Genomic DNA, 16,512 nt, shown 5'->3' on the forward strand with positions numbered 1-16,512 from the left:
ACGAGCGTGATTGATCATGGCTATGTCCGGCCAATCCTGATTACAGCCAATCTCTGGGAGGAGTCTCATGTCCACCACCGCGCCAAAGCGCCTCGCCAATCTCTGGGATGATGCCAAGGCGGCCGCCATGAGCGAGCCCGAGCGTCTCGTCTACCGCTCCAACTTGCTGGGCAGCGACAAGCGTGTGACCAATTATGGTGGTGGCAACACCTCCTCCAAGATCTTCCAGAAAGACCCGCTGAGCGGCGAAGAAGTCGAAGTGCTCTGGGTCAAGGGCTCGGGTGGCGACAGCGCCTCGATCAAGCTCGACGGGTTCTCGACCCTCTATATGGACAAGCTGCGCGCGCTGAAGGGTCTGTATCGCGGCGTTGAATTCGAAGACGAGATGGTGGGCTATTTGCCCCACGCCACGTTCAATCTGAACCCGCGCGCCGCCTCGATCGATACCCCGCTGCATGCCTATGTGAACCACGCTTACGTGGACCACATGCATCCGGACGCGATCATCGCGATTGCTGCCTCCAAGAATTCCAGAGAATTGACCCAGCAGATCTTTGGCGACACCATTGGCTGGCTGCCCTGGAAGAAGCCCGGCTTCGAGCTGGGCCTGTGGCTGGGCAAATATTGCGAGGAGAACCCCAATTCCAAGGGCGTAATCCTGGAGAGCCACGGCCTGTTCACCTGGGGCGACACGCCCAAGGAATGCTACGAAACCACGCTTCTGATTATCAATCAGGCCATTGAGTGGTTCGAAACCCAGACCGAAGGCAAGACCATTTTTGGAGGCGAAGCCGTCAAGTCGCTGGACGCCGATGCGCGCCGTTCCATTGCCGCCAAGCTGATGCCGAAAATTCGCGGCCTGATCTCGGAAGACAGCCACAAGCTGGGCCATTTCGATGACAGCCCGGCTGTGCTCGAATTCGTCAATTCCAACAATCTGCGACCGCTGGCCGCGCTGGGCACATCCTGCCCTGACCACTTCCTGCGCACCAAGATTCGGCCGCTGGTGATCGAGTTTGATCCCGCCAATCCCGATGTCGACGCCGTGGTTGCCAAGATCCCCGCGGACATCGCCGCCTATCGCGTCGACTACCAAGCCTATTACGACCGCTGCAAGCACGACAATTCACCAGCCGTGCGCGATCCGAACGCTGTCGTTTACCTGATGCCGGGCGTGGGCATGTTCACCTTCGCCAAGGACAAGGCGACGGCCCGCATTTCCGGCGAGTTCTATGTCAACGCCATCAATGTGATGCGCGGCTCCTCGACCGTGAGCGAATATCAGGGTCTGCCTGAGCAGGAAGCCTTCGACATCGAATACTGGCTGCTTGAAGAGGCCAAGCTGGCCCGTATGCCCAAGCCAAAGTCGCTGGCCGGCAAGATTGCCGTGGTGACCGGTGGTGCCGGCGGTATCGGCAAGGCCACCGCCGTGCGTCTGCTGCGTGAAGGCGCCTGCGTGGTGCTGGCCGATATCGATGAGACCGCGCTGGCAAATGCCACCGAGGAACTCACGGGTGTGTTCGGCAAGGACGTCGTTCGTCCGGTCAATATCAACGTGACGCGCGAAGAGCAGGTCATTGCCGGCTTCGCCAATGCGGTGGTCGAATTCGGCGGTCTGGACATTCTGGTGTCCAATGCGGGTCTGGCCTCTTCTGCGCCAATTGAAGAGACCACGCTTGAGCTCTGGAACAAGAACATGGACATCCTGTCCACGGGCTATTTCCTGGTTTCCCGCGAAGCTTTCCGCCTGTTCCGCGCCCAGAAGATCGGCGGCAATGTGGTGTTTGTGGCCTCCAAGAACGGCTTGGCCGCCTCGCCCAACGCCTCGGCCTATTGCACCGCCAAGGCTGCTGAAATCCATCTGGCCCGCTGCCTGGCGCTGGAAGGCGCTGGCGAGCAGATCCGCGTCAACGTGGTCAATCCCGACGCCGTGCTGCGCGGCTCGAAAATCTGGGCCGGCGAATGGCTTGAACAGCGCGCATCGACCTACAAGACTGACAAGGATGGTCTCGAGGAAATGTATCGCGAGCGTTCCATGCTCAAGCGTTCGGTGTTCCCCGAGGATATCGCTGAAGCGATCTATTTCTTTGCTTCGGATGCCTCGGCCAAGTCGACCGGCAACATCATCAATGTGGACGCAGGCAACGCCCAGTCGTTCACACGATAAGTACATCGGCTAGTTGCCCCCACCCTCATTCCCTCCCCACAAGGGGGAGGGATGCGCAGGGACCGACAGCACCGTGCTGGCAGTCGTCTCCCTCCCCTTGTGGGCAGGGATCGAGGGTGGGGGTTGAGAGCCACGATTTTGGGGAGGAGCCCTAACATGACCGATACCATTATCGATCCAACCGTCGTCGAAGCCGAGAACGCCCGCCGTCTGGCTGATCTCAATGTCGATTATGACACGCTGGGCGAACGGCTCGACCGTCGCGGCATTGCCATCGACACCATCAAGGCCAAGGTTGCCGGCTTTAACGTGGCCGTCCCTTCATGGGGTGTGGGCACGGGCGGCACCCGCTTTGCCCGCTTCCCGGGTCTGGGCGAGCCACGCGATATCTTCGACAAGATCGACGACTGCGCCGTCATCGCGCAGCTGACGCAGGCCACCAATACCGTTTCGCTGCATATTCCGTGGGACAAGGCCGACGCCAACCGCCTCAAGCAGGCCGCATCGCGTTTTGGTCTGGGATTTGATGCGATGAATTCCAACACCTTCGCCGATGCCAAGGGCCAGTTGCAGAGCTACAAGTTCGGCTCGCTCAGCCATGCTGACAAGGGCACGCGCCAGCAGGCCATCGAACACAATCTGGAATGCATCGAGATCGGCAAGACGCTGGGCTCAAAGGCGCTGACCGTATGGATCGGCGATGGTTCGAACTTCCCCGGCCAGGTCAATTTTGCCAACCAGTTTGGCCATTACCTGGATTCCATGAAATCCATCTATGCCGCCCTGCCCGATGACTGGCGCATCTATACCGAACACAAGATGTACGAGCCGGCCTTCTATTCCACGGTTGTGCAGGACTGGGGCACCAATTACCTGATCGCCAAGGAACTGGGCGAGAAGGCCTATTGCCTGGTCGATCTCGGCCACCACGCACCCAACGTCAATATCGAGATGATCGTGTCCCGGCTGGCGCAGTTCGGCAAGCTGGGTGGCTTCCACTTCAACGACTCCAAATATGGCGACGATGATCTGGACGCCGGCTCGATAGATCCGTATCGCCTGTTCCTGGTGTTCAATGAACTGGTCGACATCGAAGGCAAGGATGCCAACTTCCATCCGGCCCACATGCTGGATCAGTCGCACAATGTCACCGACCCGATTGAGTCATTGATGCTGTCGGCCGCCGATGTGCAGCGCGCCTATGCGCAGGCGCTGCTGGTGGATCGCAAGACGCTGGCCGCAGCCCAGAGTGGCAATGACGCGCTGGCGGCAACGGAAGCCCTGCGTCAGGCCTATCGCACCGATGTCGAGCCGATCCTGGCCATGGCTCGGCTGGAAAATGGCGGCGCCATTGACCTGCTGGGCACCTACCGCGCCTCCGGCTATCGCGCCAAGGTTTCCGAGGTCCGCCCGGCCATCGAAGCGGGCTCAAGCGGCATTGTTTGACGCTTCTTTCCTTCTCCTGATGAAGACCAACTGGCCCGGCGCGCAAGCGCCGGGTTTTTTCATGGCTTCTGCCTTCCCACCGGATTCGCCCTCCCTTGTGGGAGGGAAGCGAGACAGGACTTGGATCTTCGCAAATTCCGTGACCGTGACCGGCAAGCGCTGTACTTGCGGCGTCACCCCTCCGGGCCTCCGCCATCAAGGGGGAGGTGTGGCGCAGAGCAAGCGGCATGGTGTGCCAAAGGAGCAGACGTCAGGCTCACTTCATCGTTGGCATCTGGAACTCGGCACCGTCCTTGATGCCCGAGGGCCAGCGGGCCGTCACGGTCTTGGTCTGGGTCCAGAACTTGATGGCGTCAGTGCCGTGCTGGTTGAGATCGCCAAAGGCGCTGGCCTTCCAGCCGCCAAAGCTGTGATAGGCCAGTGGCACCGGCACAGGGACATTGATACCCACCATGCCGACATTGACCCGGGCTGCAAAGTCGCGCGCGGCGTCACCATCGCGGGTGAAGATCGCGGTGCCATTGCCATAGGGGTTGTCCATGGTCAGTTTGAGCGCGTCCTCATAGGTCTTTGATCGCACCACCGAGAGCACAGGCCCAAAGATCTCTTCCTTGTAGATATCCATCTCGGCCGTGACATTGTCGAACAGCGATGGTCCGACGAAATAGCCATTCTCGTAGCCCTGCAGGGTGAAGCCACGGCCATCGACGGCCAGGGTCGCGCCCTGGGCAATGCCGCTCTCGACCAGCGCTGCGATGCGGTCCTTGGAGGCCTGGGTGATGACCGGGCCCATTTCGCTGGCCGGATCGGTGGCGGGACCAACCTTGAGCTTTTCGATGCGCGGCTTGAGTGCGGCGATGATCTTGTCAGCAGTTTCGTCGCCCACCGGCACGGCCACAGACACGGCCATGCAGCGCTCGCCGGCCGAACCATAGCCAGCACCCATCAGCGCATCGGCTGCCTTTTCCATGTCGGCGTCGGGCATGATGATCATGTGGTTCTTGGCGCCACCAAAAGCCTGCACGCGCTTGCCTTCAGCGGCCGCTGTTGCGTAGACGTAGCGGGCGATCGGGGTCGAGCCGACAAAGCTGACGGCGCCAATCTGGTCATGATGCAGGATGCCGTCGACGACCGCCTTGCCGCCATGCACGACATTGAGAATGCCCTTGGGCAGCCCTGCTTCAATGGCCAGCTGCGCCAGTTTGACCGGCACGGATGGATCACGCTCGGATGGTTTTAGGATGAAGGCATTACCCGCAGCGATGGCGGGCGAGAGCATCCAGAGCGGGATCATGGCCGGGAAGTTGAACGGGGTGATGCCCGCGCCAATACCGACCGGCTGGCGCATGGAATACATGTCGATTCCCGGTCCGGCCCCATCGGTAAATTCGCCCTTGAGCAAATGCGGGGCACCGGCGACAAACTCGGACACTTCCATGCCGCGCTGAATGTCGCCCTTGGCGTCCTCGACGGTCTTGCCATGCTCGAGGCTGAGCAGTTCGGCGAGTTCCTGCATGTCGCGATTGATCAGCGCCACGAAGTTGAAGAACACCCGGGCTCGACGCTGCGGGTTGGTCGCGGCCCATTTGGGCTGAGCCTGCGCGGCCGATGCCACGGCAGCGTCCAGATCAGCCTGCGTCGCCAGCGCCACGCGAGCCTGAACTTCGCCTGTCGCGGGGTTGAAGACATCCTGGAATTCGGCGCTGTTGCCGGTGGTTTCGACGCCGTCGATGAAATGGCCAATGGTGCGCATGTCGGTCTCCCTTGTTTGAACAAGGGTATGGCGCTACATTTATCGCATCGCAACGCGATAGATTTCGTATCTGTTGTGCAGAAAGTATAGCCCGATGAACTGGGATGACGTTCGTATCTTCCTGGCAGTCGCCCGCAGCGGCCAGATATTGGGGGCCGCGCGCAGCCTGGGGCTCAACCACGCCACTGTCGCGCGCCGCCTGACCGCGCTGGAACAGGCGCTGGGCAGCACTCTATTCACCCGCAAGACCAATGGCTCGGAACTTTCCAGCGCCGGCGAAGGCTTTTTGCTGCATGCCGAGCGGATGGAAAGCGCCATGCTGGCGGCCAGCGAGTCGGCGGGTGCCGATAGCCTGATTGACGGGACAGTGCGCGTCGGCGCGCCGGATGGGTTTGGCGTGGCGTTCCTGGCGCCCCGGCTGGGCGAACTGATCGAGCGGCACAAGGGCCTGCGGGTGGAACTGGTACCGGTGCCACGCGCCTTTTCGCTGTCGCGGCGCGAGGCCGATATTGCGGTGACCCTGGAGCGCCCACGCGAGGGGCGACTGGTGGCGCGCAAGCTGACCGACTATCGGCTCGGGCTTTATGCCAGCCAGACCTATCTCGATCAGCAGGGCACACCGGCCGATCTGGCCGCCCTCGCCCAGCACCGGCTGGTTGGCTATGTAGACGATCTGATCTTTACCGCCTCGCTCGACTACACCGCTGAATTCCTCAAGGGATGGGGGTCGACCCTGGCGATTTCGTCGGCCATGGGCCAGACCGAGGCGGTGCGGGCTGGCGCGGGCATCGGCATTCTGCACGCCTTCATGGCGCAGCGCGACGCAAACCTTGTGCCCGTGCTGCCCGCCCACACTCTTACCCGCAGTTATTGGACCGTAGTGCATGAGGATTTGCGGGCGATCCGTCGCGTTGCGCTGGTGGCCGAGTTTCTTGCCGAGATCGTCGCGCGGGACCGGGCTATATTTGGCGCCTGAGAGGGGCTTGCCCGGCGCTATGGCTGCGCTAAAACAGGGCCATGTCCAAGACCACACCTGCCACACTGGCGCTGATCAAAGCCAATGTCGCCTTCGACACGGCGACCTATGATTATGATCCCGATGCGGACCGAGTCGGTTTGCAGGCAGCTGAGGCCATGGGGGTCTCGGCATCCATCGTGCTCAAGACGCTGATGGCCGAGGTGGATGGCAAGCCGGTCTGCGTGGTGGTGCCCTCGGATGCCGAGGTGAATATGAAAAAGCTTGCCGCAGCCTTTGGTGGCAAGTCGGCGCATATGATGAAGCCGGCCGACGCCGAGCGGCTGACCGGCTATAAGGTGGGCGGGATCAGCCCGTTTGGGCAGAAGAAGCAGGTGCCCACGGCGGTCGAGGAACTGGCGACACTGGAAGATGCGATCTTCCTCAATGGCGGACAGCGCGGCCTGCAGATCCGCATGAAGCCTGATGACCTCGTGGCAGCACTGGGCGGCAAGGCCGTCGACCTGATCCGTTAGAAACGGAACCCCAGACAGACAAAAGGCGCCCGATCGGACGCCTTCATCTCAAGTCTAGTGTCGGCAGGCTCGAATTAACGAGCGTAGTTGCCGCGGGCGATGTTCTTGATGTCGCCGCGAGTGATGCCCAGATCGTTGAGCTGACGAGCGTCGAGTGCATTGAGCTCGCGCATGGTGCGCTGGTACTGAGCAAACTGGTTGAGCTTCTGGCGGATGTTCATTTTCGGTTCCCCTTCGTTTCGATGACCAATATCTATACTCAGCCAGTCGTGATTAGTAGGTGGACTTTGTGCACATCCGTTATGCACTGGATGCAAATTAAAGAGGCAGTTCGTTCATATTGGGTATAGCTGCCCAGCCGAATCTGTCACGCCCGTTTCGGGCCAACTATTTGATATACATACGCAAAATTGGCGCCACTGCCGCGACGCCCGCCTTAAGCTTTGCTTAACCAGTTAATTGCCCGTTATGCACTCACCGCTTGGTGGCGGAGCGGTTCTCCTGCGCATGACGGCGATCTTCGCGCATTTCGAACCACATTGCGTTGAGAATGGCGAAGCTGCAGGCCAGCCCGACGCCCAGAATCCACGAGAAATACCACATGTTCGTCTCCTAGTAGGCGTTGGGGTTCTTTTCGAGCGACCGTGTGGTGACATCCCCGCGCATGACGCGGAACACCCAGGCGGTGTAGGCCAGAATGATGGGCAGGAAGATCACCGTCGCCAGCAGCATGATGAACAGGGTGAGGTGGCTTGAAGAGGCATCCCACAATGTCAGCCCGGACTCTGGCACCGTCGAGGACGGCAGCAGGAAGGGGAACAGCGACAGTCCTGCCGTCGAGATGATACCAAAGATGGCCATGCTCGAGGCCACAAGGGTTGGAATGCGCAGCCGTGCCTGCAGCCCGAGAACCGCTGCAACCAGGCCCACAAAGCCCAGCACCGGCGCCGCGATCATCCAGGGATAGAGACCATAATTGGTCATCCAGCCACCCGGGACCAGCGCGACTGTTTTGCCCAGCGGGTTGATGGCGCCATTGGTGTCGACAATGCTGGTGATGGCATAGCCGTCCATGCCGAAGGCCACCCAGACGCCACCCAGCGCAAACAGCACGATGGTCGCCAGTCCCGCCCACGTCCCGTATGTGCGGGCCCGATCCGCCAGCACACCCGTGGTCCGTCCGGTAATCAACACGGCACCCTGCAGCACGATCATGCCCACGCTGACCAGCCCGGCAAGCAGGGCGAATGGCATCAGCAGTTGGAAGAAATTGCCGGTGTAGAAGGCGCGCAGCGTATCATCGAGATAAAAGGGCGCCCCGAGCAGGACGTTACCCACGGCCACGCCCATGATCAGCGATGGCACGAAGCCGCCGACAAACAGGGCCCAGTCCCAGGCCGAGCGCCAGCGTGTATCGGCAACCTTGCCGCGAAACTTGAAGCCCACCGGGCGCAGGATCAGCGCCAGCAGGATCACGATCATGGCCAGGTAAAAGCCAGAGAAGCTGACGGCGTAGAGGGGGAAGGCGGCAAAGATGGCGCCGCCACCCAGCACCAGCCACACCTGATTGCCTTCCCAGGTCGGGCCGATCACATTGATCAGCACACGGCGTTCGGCGTCGGTGCGGGCGACGAAGGGCAGCAAGGTTCCCACGCCCAGGTCACGCCCTCCCATCACGGCGAAGCCGATCAGCAGGATGCCCAGCAATGCCCACCAGATGAGGCGCAGCGTTTCGTAGTCGAGCGGAATGGTGCTCATGATCCGAGTTCCTTGTTGGCGGGAGTGGCAGGCAGGGCGGCGACAACAAAGTCGGCGTCCTCGCCTTCATCGGCAGCGGCAAACAGCTTGTCCTGTGGCCCGGCCTTGATGATCTTGAGCATCAGCATGACCATGATGACCAGCAGCACGGTATAGAGTGCCACATAGAAGGTGAGCGAGATCACCAGATCCCAGAAGTGCAGGCCTGAGGCCGCGTAGAAGGTGGGCAGAACGCCTTCGACCGCCCAGGGCTGCCGACCATATTCGGCGATCAGCCAGCCCGCTTCGATTGCCAGCCAAGGCAGCGGCAGTGTCGCAAAGGCGATCCACAGCATGGGCCGGCTGGTGTCGAGCCAGCCACGCGATGCGCGGTAGAACCAGACTCCAAAGAAGGCGATGAAGAAGAAGCCGATAGCGACCATGACGCGGAAGCTCCAGAAGAGCGGCCACACATCAGGCACGGTATCGAGCGCTGCCATGGTGATTTCCTCACCCGTGGCGTTCTCGACATCCTCGCGATACTTCTTGAGCAGCAGGCCATAGCCCAGATCGGCCCAATGTTCGTCAAAGGTCGCCCGGGCGGCGGTATTGGTGCCGTCAGCGCGAATTTCCTGCAGGGCCTTGTAGGCCACGATACCGGACTGGACGCGGATCGCGGCGTGCTCGGTCAGCTCGGTGATGCCGGGCAGATCGCGATCGATCGAGCGGGTGGTGATCAGGCCCAACACCCAGGGCAGTTGCACCTGGAATGCCGGTTCGCCGGGCACATCGCTGGGAATGGCGAACAGGGTCAGCGCGGCCGGGGCCGGCTCGGTGTGATACATCGCCTCCATGGCGGCGATCTTCATCTGCTGGTGTTCGGTGGCGACATAGCCGCTCTCGTCACCCAGCACGACCACGGACAGGGCCGAGGCCAGACCGAAACTGGCGGCAACAACCATGGACCGCTTGGCCAGTTCGATATGCTTGCCCTGGAGCAGGAACAGCGCGGAAATGGCGAAGATGAACACGGCGCCGCAGACATAGCCGGCGCTGACGGTGTGCACGAACTTGGCCTGCGCCACCTGGTTGAAGATCACGGCGATAAAGTCGGTGACTTCCATGCGCATGGTGTCGGGATTGAACTTGGCGCCGACCGGGTTCTGCATCCAGCCATTGGCAATCAGGATCCAGAGCGCGGAGAAATTGGCGCCCAGCGCCGTCAGCCAGGTCACCGTCAGATGGCCCACCTTGCTCAGGCGATCCCAGCCGAAGAAGAACAGGCCGATAAAGGTAGCTTCGAGGAAGAAGGCCATCAGGCCCTCGATGGCCAGCGGGGCGCCGAAGACGTCGCCCACATAATGGCTGTAATAGCTCCAGTTCATGCCGAACTGGAATTCCATGACGATGCCGGTGGCTACGCCCATGGCGAAGTTGACGCCAAACAGGGTGCCCCAGAACAGGGTCGCCTTGCGCCAGATTTCGCGCCCGGTCATCACATAGGTGCTCTCCATGATGGCCATCATGAAAGACAGCCCCAGGGTGAGCGGCACGAATAGGAAGTGATACATGGCGGTGGCGGCAAATTGCCACCGCGACAGCTCAACGACAGTCATGTCGATCATAGCGATATTGCCTCTACGCTTGTCGGCGCGCCGAGTCGCAACCGATTAGAAGCTATTTGCCTGTCCGCGCTCGCGCCCGCATTGACCTAAATCAATGTGCGTTCGACCGCTCAATATAGGGTGCGCCCATGCCCAAGACGTCGACCTCCCCCGCCGCCCCCATCCCACCTCAAGGCCAGCCCACCGTGACCAGCCCGGACCGTCAAAACGCCAAGACGTTGTCCGGCTTGCGCCGTTTCGGCGGGCCGTGGCTGTGGCTGGCGATTGCGGCGCCACTGCTGGGCGGCGTGTTGCTGGTGGTTCAGGCGTGGACCCTGGCAGGCATTGTTGGTGGCGTGGTGGAGAATGGCGCTGTCATCGCGGCGATGACGCCCGGCATCGTACTGATCTTTGGGCTGTTGCTGACCCGCGCCGCGCTGGCCGCGATCGGCGATCGGGCCGGCACGGCCGCGTCCGAGGCCATCAAGACCAATCTGCGGCAAGCGCTGTTTGCCCAATTGCTGTCCCGCTCGCCCCGTGCCGCTGATCAGCCCCATTCGGGCGCAGCGTCTTCGGCGATGATTGATCAGGTCGAGGCGCTGGATGGGTTCTTTGCCCGCTACGTGCCCGCCATGGTGCAGGCGAGCCTGCTGCCGCTGGCCTTTGGCGCCATCATCCTGCCACTCGACTGGCTGGCGGGCCTGCTGTTTCTCGTCACCGCACCACTCATCCCGGTATTCATGGCGCTGGTGGGCTGGGGCGCGCAATGTGCCACCGACCGGCAAGCCCGTGCGCTGTCCCTGCTCAATGGTCGCTTTGCCGACCGCCTGCGGGGGCTCACCACACTGAAACTGTTCGGTCGTGCCGAAGCCGAGACGGCTGGCATTGTGGCTGCGAGCGACGAATTGCGTCACCGCACGCTGCGTGTGCTGCGTATCGCTTTCCTGTCCTCGGCCGTGCTGGAATTCTTCGCTGCGCTGGGCGTAGCAGGCATCGCGCTTTATGTCGGGCTGACCTTCATCGATTTCCTGCACCTGCGCAGCACACCACTGACGCTTGAGCTGGGCCTGTTCCTGCTGCTGATGGCGCCGGAAGTCTACAATCCCCTGCGTCTGCTGGCAGCGCATTATCACGACCGGGCCTCGGCCAAGTCGGCCATTGGCGAAATCCAGGCCCAGCTTGGCGCCCTGCCCGCAGAGATCGTCCCGCTCGGCCACGCCGAACCGTCAGCTTCGCCGGATGCAATGGCATTGCGGCTGGACAAGCTCACCCTGCGCACGCCCGACAATGCCCGCGTAATCCTGCATGAGACGGGGCTGAACATCAAAGCAGGCGAGCATGTCGCCATTGTCGGCCAGAGTGGCATTGGCAAATCGAGCTTGCTCGAAGCCATTGCCCGGCTGCGCCCGCATGGTGGTGCCATCACGCTGGGTGACCAGTCCCTGGAAGAGTGGGATGAAGCCGAACTGCGCCACAGCGTCGCCATGCTGGGCCAGAAGCCCCGGATTTTTGCGGGCAGCATGGCGGACAATATTGCCATGGCGCGCCCGGATGCGACGCCCGCGCAGATTCGCAGTGCTGCCGAGCGTGCTCAGGCCGCCGGGTTTGCCGATGCCTTGCCCGAAGGGCTCGATACGCTTTTGGGTGAAGGCGGGCTTGGTCTTTCAGGTGGACAGACCCAGCGCATCGCCCTGGCGCGAGATCTTCCTGCGCGATCCCGGCCTGATCCTGCTCGATGAGCCGACCGCGCATCTTGACGCAGAACTCGAACAGGCCGTGCTTGATGCCCTGCTCGACTTTGCGCACGGTCGCACGCTGATCATTGCCACCCATTCGCAGGCCGTCGCCAAGCGCATGCACCATGCCTATCGCATTGCCGGGGCGGAACTGCTGGCCACCCCGGTTTCCGCCGCCAGTGTCAGGAGTGTTGCATGAACGCGCTGCTCGCTTTTCGGGGGCTGTTTGCCCGTCAGGCCAAAGGTCTGTTGATCGCCCTGCTGCTCTCGCTGGTGGCGCTGGCCTCCGGCGTGGCGCTGCTGGGCACGTCGGGCTGGTTCATCACTGCAACGGCCCTGACCAGTGCAGGCCTGGCGTTCAACCTCTTTGTGCCGTCAGCCATGGTGCGCGGCTTTTCCTTTGTGCGCATTCTGGCACGCTATGGCGAACGCCTGAGCGGCCATGACGCGACGTTGCGCCTGCTGGCTGATATTCGGGGCTGGTTGTTCGGGCGGCTGTTTCCACGCCTGCCTCTTAATGATCGCCATATGCGCCATGGCGATCTGGTCAGCCGGCTGACCGCCGATGTCGACGCGCTCGACACCGCCTTTCTGGTCGCCATCGGCCCGATTACTGCCGCTGTGGTGATCGGCACCGTTCTGACAAGCATTCTGGCGTTCCTGCTGCCTGCAGCAGCTGTAGTCTATGGCCTGAGCTTTGGCATGGCGGTGCTACTGGTGCCCGCCGGTCTGGTGCTGACCAGCCGCAAGGCAGGCTCGGCGATTGTGATGCGTGCCGCTGCGGCGCGTGCCGCGGTACTCGATGGTATTGAGGGCCATGCCGATCTCACGCTGTTCGGGGCGCTGGGCGACACTCAGGCGCGCTTTTCAGAGACCGCAACAGCCCTGTCCGAGGCGCGCGGGCGCCTTGCCACACTGAGCGGGTTTGCCGCCTTTGGCGTGCAGGCACTGGCGGCCATTGCGCTGGCCGGATCGCTCTGGCTGGGCCTGGAGGCCTTCGCGGCCGAGCAGATTGACGGCCCGGTACTGGTCGGCCTGCTGCTCGCCATTCTGGGCAGCTTTGAGGCCAGCAGCGTCATTGTGCGCAGCGTCACCAAGCTGACCACCGCCATGGCCGCCGCCGAACGGCTGACAGCAATTGCCGATGCCCCAATCGAGATCGTCGATCCGGCCAGCCCCATCGCCCTGCCCGACAATCTAGCGATCACTCTGGACAAGGTGCGCTTTGCCTATGATGGCGGCGCGCCGGTGCTGAATGATCTCGAGCTCAGCGTTGCGCCGGGCGAGCATGTGGCCATTGTGGGTCCCAGCGGCATTGGCAAATCCAGCTTGCTCAACCTATTGCTGCGACTGGCCGAACCGCAATCGGGCAGTATCACCCTGGGTGGCGTCGACCTGCCCGCGCTGGCCCTGTGCGATCTGCAGACCAGCATGGCCCTGCTCAGTCAGGACAGCCCGCTGTTCAACGACACTATTAGTGCCAATCTGCTGATCGCCCGTCCCGACGCCAATGAAGATGCCCTGTGGGCGGCGCTGGACGCCGCCGGCATTGGCGATTTCGTGCGCGCTTTGCCCAAAAGCCTCGATACGCTGGTGGGAGAAGCTGGCCGGACCGTTTCGGCGGGTCAGGGACGGCGGTTATGCCTTGCCCGCACCCTGCTCAGCCCTGCGCCCATCCTGCTGCTCGATGAACCCACCACCGGTCTGGATCGTACCGCAGAGGTCGCGTTCTTTGATACCTTGCGCAAGGCTGCCACCGGGCGCACGGTGATCCTTGTGACCCATGCCGGCATCCCCGAAGGCACGGTGGACCGGGTGCTGACCATGCGCGGCGGACAGCTCACTTGAATCATCGCGACACGGGCCTTGACCTTACCATGATGGGAAGGTCTATATGGCTGAGGACGAGGTGATTGAAATGAACGAACACGTCCACAACAAACCTATTAGCATTGATATTGACGGCATGACCTGCGCCTCCTGCGTGATGCGGGTGGAAAAGGCGCTCAGCAAGGTTCCCGGTGTCGAAAGCGCCAGCGTGAACTTTGCCACCGAGCGCGCCAGTGTGCGGATGGCCGATACGAGCAATGTCGCCGCCCTGCTCGCCGCGGTCGAGAAGGCTGGCTATACCGGCCATGAAACGCCCCAAGCCAGCGCGCATTCCGGGCATCAGCATCACGATGAAGACGCCGCCATCCTGCGGCGTGACGTGATCCTGGCGGCCATTCCGACGCTGCCGCTGTTCGCGCTGGAAATGGGTGGGCATCTCTACATGCCCTTCCACATGTGGCTGACCGCCCTGATCCCCACACCGACACTGCATATCTTCTATTTCGTGCTGGCCAGCTTCGTGCTGTTCGTGCCGGGCTGGCGCTTCTTCAAGGTGGGTATTCCCGCCCTGCTGCGCGGCGCGCCAGAGATGAACTCGCTGGTGGCGCTTGGCTCTGGCGCCGCCTATCTCTATTCGGTGGTCGCGACGTTCGTGCCGCAGGTGCTGCCCAGCCAGGCGCAGTATGTCTATTATGAAGCCGCTGCGGTCATCGTCACGCTGATCCTGGTCGGGCGCCTGCTTGAGGCCATCGCCAAGGGCCGTACCGGCAATGCCATTCAACGTCTGGTGCGCGAGCAGGCCAAGACCGCCCGCGTCGAGCGCGACGGCCAGATCACCGAGATCGCCATCGAGCAGGTACAGGTCGGCGACATTATCGTGGTGCGTCCCGGCGAAAAGATCGCCGTGGATGGCGAGATCACAGAGGGCGCCAGCCATATCGATGAATCGATGATTTCGGGCGAACCCCTGCCCGTCTCCAAGACGGTCGGTGCCGAGGTGGTTGGCGGAACGCTCAACACCTCGGGCAGCTTCAGTTTCCGCGCCACCAAGGTGGGTGGCGACACCATGCTGTCGCAGATCATCCGCATGGTCGAGGAAGCCCAAGGCGGCAAGCTGCCCATTCAGGGCGTCGTCGACCAGATCACGGCCTGGTTTGTGCCCGCCGTGATTGCGTTGTCGATCCTGACCTTTGCGATCTGGCTGGTGTGGGGCCCAGACCCCGCCTATGTCTTTGGGCTGGTCAACGCCGTGGCGGTGCTGATCATTGCCTGCCCCTGCGCCATGGGGCTGGCCACACCGACCTCGATCATGGTGGGCACGGGCCGCGCGGCCGAAATGGGCGTGCTGTTCCGCAAGAGCGAAGCGCTGCAGCGTCTGCGCGATGTGTCTGTGGTGGCTTTGGACAAGACCGGCACGCTGACCGAAGGCAAGCCGGCCCTGACCGACATCATTCTCGATGATGATTTCGAGCATGATGAAGTGCTGGCCCTGGTCGCGGCTGTCGAAGCCAGATCAGAGCATCCCATCGCCACCGCCATCGTGACCGCTGCCGAAAAAGCCGGCCTGACATTGGGTGCCGTCACCGAGTTCGCATCGGACGCTGGCAATGGTGTCACCGCCCGCGTCGATGGGCGACTGGTGTCGATTGGCTCGCAGCGCCATCTGGGGCACCTCGATTTCTCCGACTTCGCCCAGGCCATCGAGAAGCTGGCCGATGAAGGCAAGACCCCGGTGTTTGCCGCCATCGACGATAAACTCGCCGCCGCCATTGTGGTCGCCGATACCATCAAGCCCACCAGCATGGCGGTGATCGCTGCGCTGCACGAACTAGGCCTTAAGGTGGCGATGATCTCGGGCGACAATCGCCGCACGGCCGAAGCCATTGCCCGTCAGTTGGGCATTGATGAGGTGCGCGCCGAAGTGCTGCCCGCCGACAAGGTGGACACCATCAAATCGCTGCGCCAGTTCGGCACGGTGGCCTTTGTCGGCGATGGCATCAATGACGCCCCTGCGCTGGCCGAAGCCGATATCGGCATTGCCGTGGGCACCGGCACCGATGCCGCAATCGAGAGCGCCGATGTGGTGCTGCTCGGCGGCGACCTCAAAGGTGTGCTTGATGCGCTGGTAATCAGCCGGGCGACCATGAAGAACATCTGGGAGAACCTGTTCTGGGCGTTCGGCTACAATGTGCTGCTCATTCCGGTGGCCGCAGGCGTGCTGTATCCGGCGTTCGGGATCCTGCTTTCACCCATGCTGGGTGCCGGCGCGATGGCGATGTCGTCAATCCTTGTGGTCTCCAATGCCCAGCGGCTGCGCGGGGTGAAAGGGGTGACGCTATGAATATTGGCGAGGCTGCCAACGCCTCGGGCGTTTCGGCCAAGATGATCCGCTATTACGAATCCATCGGCCTTATTCGCCCGCCGCATCGCACTGACAGCAATTACCGGGTCTATGGCAGCGATGAAGTGCATGTGCTGCGCTTTATCAAGCGGTCCCGCACGCTGGGCTTCTCAGTCGAAGAGACCGCGACCCTGCTCAGCCTGTGGCAGGACAAGTCCCGGGCCAGCGGCGAGGTCAAGGAGGTCGCGGTCAGCCATATCACGGCGCTCGAAACAAAGATCGACGAGTTGCAGGCCATGGTCAAAACCCTCAAGCATCTGGCGCATTGCTGCACAGGCAATGATCGCCCCGACTGCCCCATTCTGGACGACCTCGCGGGCGTCCCAACGCCAAGCAAAGGACATTGA

The 16,512-nt window shown here is 62.1% G+C and carries 14 protein-coding genes; 9 read left to right on the top strand and 5 right to left on the bottom strand.

From position 1 onward, the window contains the following. Positions 1-67 precede the first annotated feature (67 nt). Both AC0L37_RS12815 and rhaI read left to right on the top strand, forming a co-directional pair. The gene (locus AC0L37_RS12815) at positions 68-2,167 is read left to right on the top strand and encodes a bifunctional rhamnulose-1-phosphate aldolase/short-chain dehydrogenase (RefSeq protein WP_282220910.1); all 2,100 of its coding nucleotides are present in this window, start codon (positions 68-70) and stop codon (positions 2,165-2,167) included. Between the two features lie 156 nt (positions 2,168-2,323). Beyond that, entirely contained in the window at positions 2,324-3,613 is a 1,290-nt protein-coding gene (rhaI, locus tag AC0L37_RS12820) for an L-rhamnose catabolism isomerase (RefSeq protein WP_282220909.1), read from the top strand. 256 nt (positions 3,614-3,869) lie between these two features. On the opposite strand, the gene AC0L37_RS12825 is transcribed toward rhaI, so the two are convergent. Continuing rightward, positions 3,870-5,366 carry a CoA-acylating methylmalonate-semialdehyde dehydrogenase gene (locus AC0L37_RS12825; protein ID WP_282220908.1) on the bottom strand — a complete coding sequence of 499 codons (1,497 nt, stop codon included), beginning with the start codon at positions 5,364-5,366 and terminating at the stop codon, positions 3,870-3,872. Between the two features lie 94 nt (positions 5,367-5,460). Here AC0L37_RS12825 and AC0L37_RS12830 point away from each other — a divergent pair, with 94 nt between their 5' ends. Both AC0L37_RS12830 and ybaK read left to right on the top strand, forming a co-directional pair. Beyond that, a complete protein-coding gene (locus AC0L37_RS12830) occupies positions 5,461-6,342 on the top strand; it encodes a LysR family transcriptional regulator (RefSeq protein ID WP_282220907.1) in 882 nt (293 codons plus the stop codon). A 41-nt stretch (positions 6,343-6,383) separates the two neighbouring features. Continuing rightward, positions 6,384-6,857: a Cys-tRNA(Pro) deacylase gene (gene ybaK, locus AC0L37_RS12835; protein ID WP_212658689.1), complete on the top strand. Its 474-nt coding sequence runs from the start codon at positions 6,384-6,386 to the stop codon at positions 6,855-6,857. Positions 6,858-6,931: 74 nt separating this feature from the next. Here ybaK and AC0L37_RS12840 read toward each other — a convergent pair whose 3' ends face one another. The 4 genes from AC0L37_RS12840 to AC0L37_RS12855 all read right to left on the bottom strand — a co-directional run bounded on the left by AC0L37_RS12840 (position 6,932) and on the right by AC0L37_RS12855 (position 10,219). Continuing rightward, positions 6,932-7,078 carry a DUF1127 domain-containing protein gene (locus AC0L37_RS12840; protein WP_212658690.1) on the bottom strand — a complete coding sequence of 49 codons (147 nt, stop codon included), beginning with the start codon at positions 7,076-7,078 and terminating at the stop codon, positions 6,932-6,934. 253 nt (positions 7,079-7,331) lie between these two features. Beyond that, positions 7,332-7,460 (bottom strand): cytochrome bd-I oxidase subunit CydX, encoded by a 129-nt coding sequence (cydX, locus tag AC0L37_RS12845; RefSeq protein WP_282220906.1) that lies wholly within the window; start codon positions 7,458-7,460, stop codon positions 7,332-7,334. Between the two features lie 9 nt (positions 7,461-7,469). Further along, positions 7,470-8,615, bottom strand: coding sequence for a cytochrome d ubiquinol oxidase subunit II (cydB, locus tag AC0L37_RS12850; RefSeq protein WP_282220905.1), 1,146 nt, complete (start codon positions 8,613-8,615; stop codon positions 7,470-7,472). After that, the gene (locus AC0L37_RS12855; protein ID WP_282220904.1) at positions 8,612-10,219 is read right to left on the bottom strand and encodes a cytochrome ubiquinol oxidase subunit I; all 1,608 of its coding nucleotides are present in this window, start codon (positions 10,217-10,219) and stop codon (positions 8,612-8,614) included. The genes cydB and AC0L37_RS12855 overlap by 4 nt, the downstream gene beginning before the upstream one ends. A gap of 128 nt (positions 10,220-10,347) precedes the next feature. On the opposite strand from AC0L37_RS12855, the gene cydD reads away from it, so the two are divergent. The 5 genes from cydD to cueR all read left to right on the top strand — a co-directional run bounded on the left by cydD (position 10,348) and on the right by cueR (position 16,512). After that, positions 10,348-11,937, top strand: coding sequence for a thiol reductant ABC exporter subunit CydD (cydD, locus tag AC0L37_RS12860; protein ID WP_473313056.1), 1,590 nt, complete (start codon positions 10,348-10,350; stop codon positions 11,935-11,937). Continuing rightward, entirely contained in the window at positions 11,867-12,133 is a 267-nt protein-coding gene (locus AC0L37_RS12865; protein WP_473313058.1) for an AAA family ATPase, read from the top strand. The genes cydD and AC0L37_RS12865 overlap by 71 nt, the downstream gene beginning before the upstream one ends. Then, positions 12,130-13,782: a thiol reductant ABC exporter subunit CydC gene (gene cydC, locus AC0L37_RS12870; RefSeq protein ID WP_282220902.1), complete on the top strand. Its 1,653-nt coding sequence runs from the start codon at positions 12,130-12,132 to the stop codon at positions 13,780-13,782. The genes AC0L37_RS12865 and cydC overlap by 4 nt, the downstream gene beginning before the upstream one ends. A gap of 70 nt (positions 13,783-13,852) precedes the next feature. After that, on the top strand, positions 13,853-16,105 hold the full coding sequence (locus AC0L37_RS12875; RefSeq protein ID WP_282222978.1) for a heavy metal translocating P-type ATPase: 2,253 nt from the start codon (positions 13,853-13,855) through the stop codon (positions 16,103-16,105). Then, a complete protein-coding gene (gene cueR / locus AC0L37_RS12880; protein ID WP_269368262.1) occupies positions 16,102-16,512 on the top strand; it encodes a Cu(I)-responsive transcriptional regulator in 411 nt (136 codons plus the stop codon). Before AC0L37_RS12875 ends, cueR begins: the two co-directional genes overlap by 4 nt.

Source organism: Devosia sp. J2-20 (assembly GCF_055808475.1).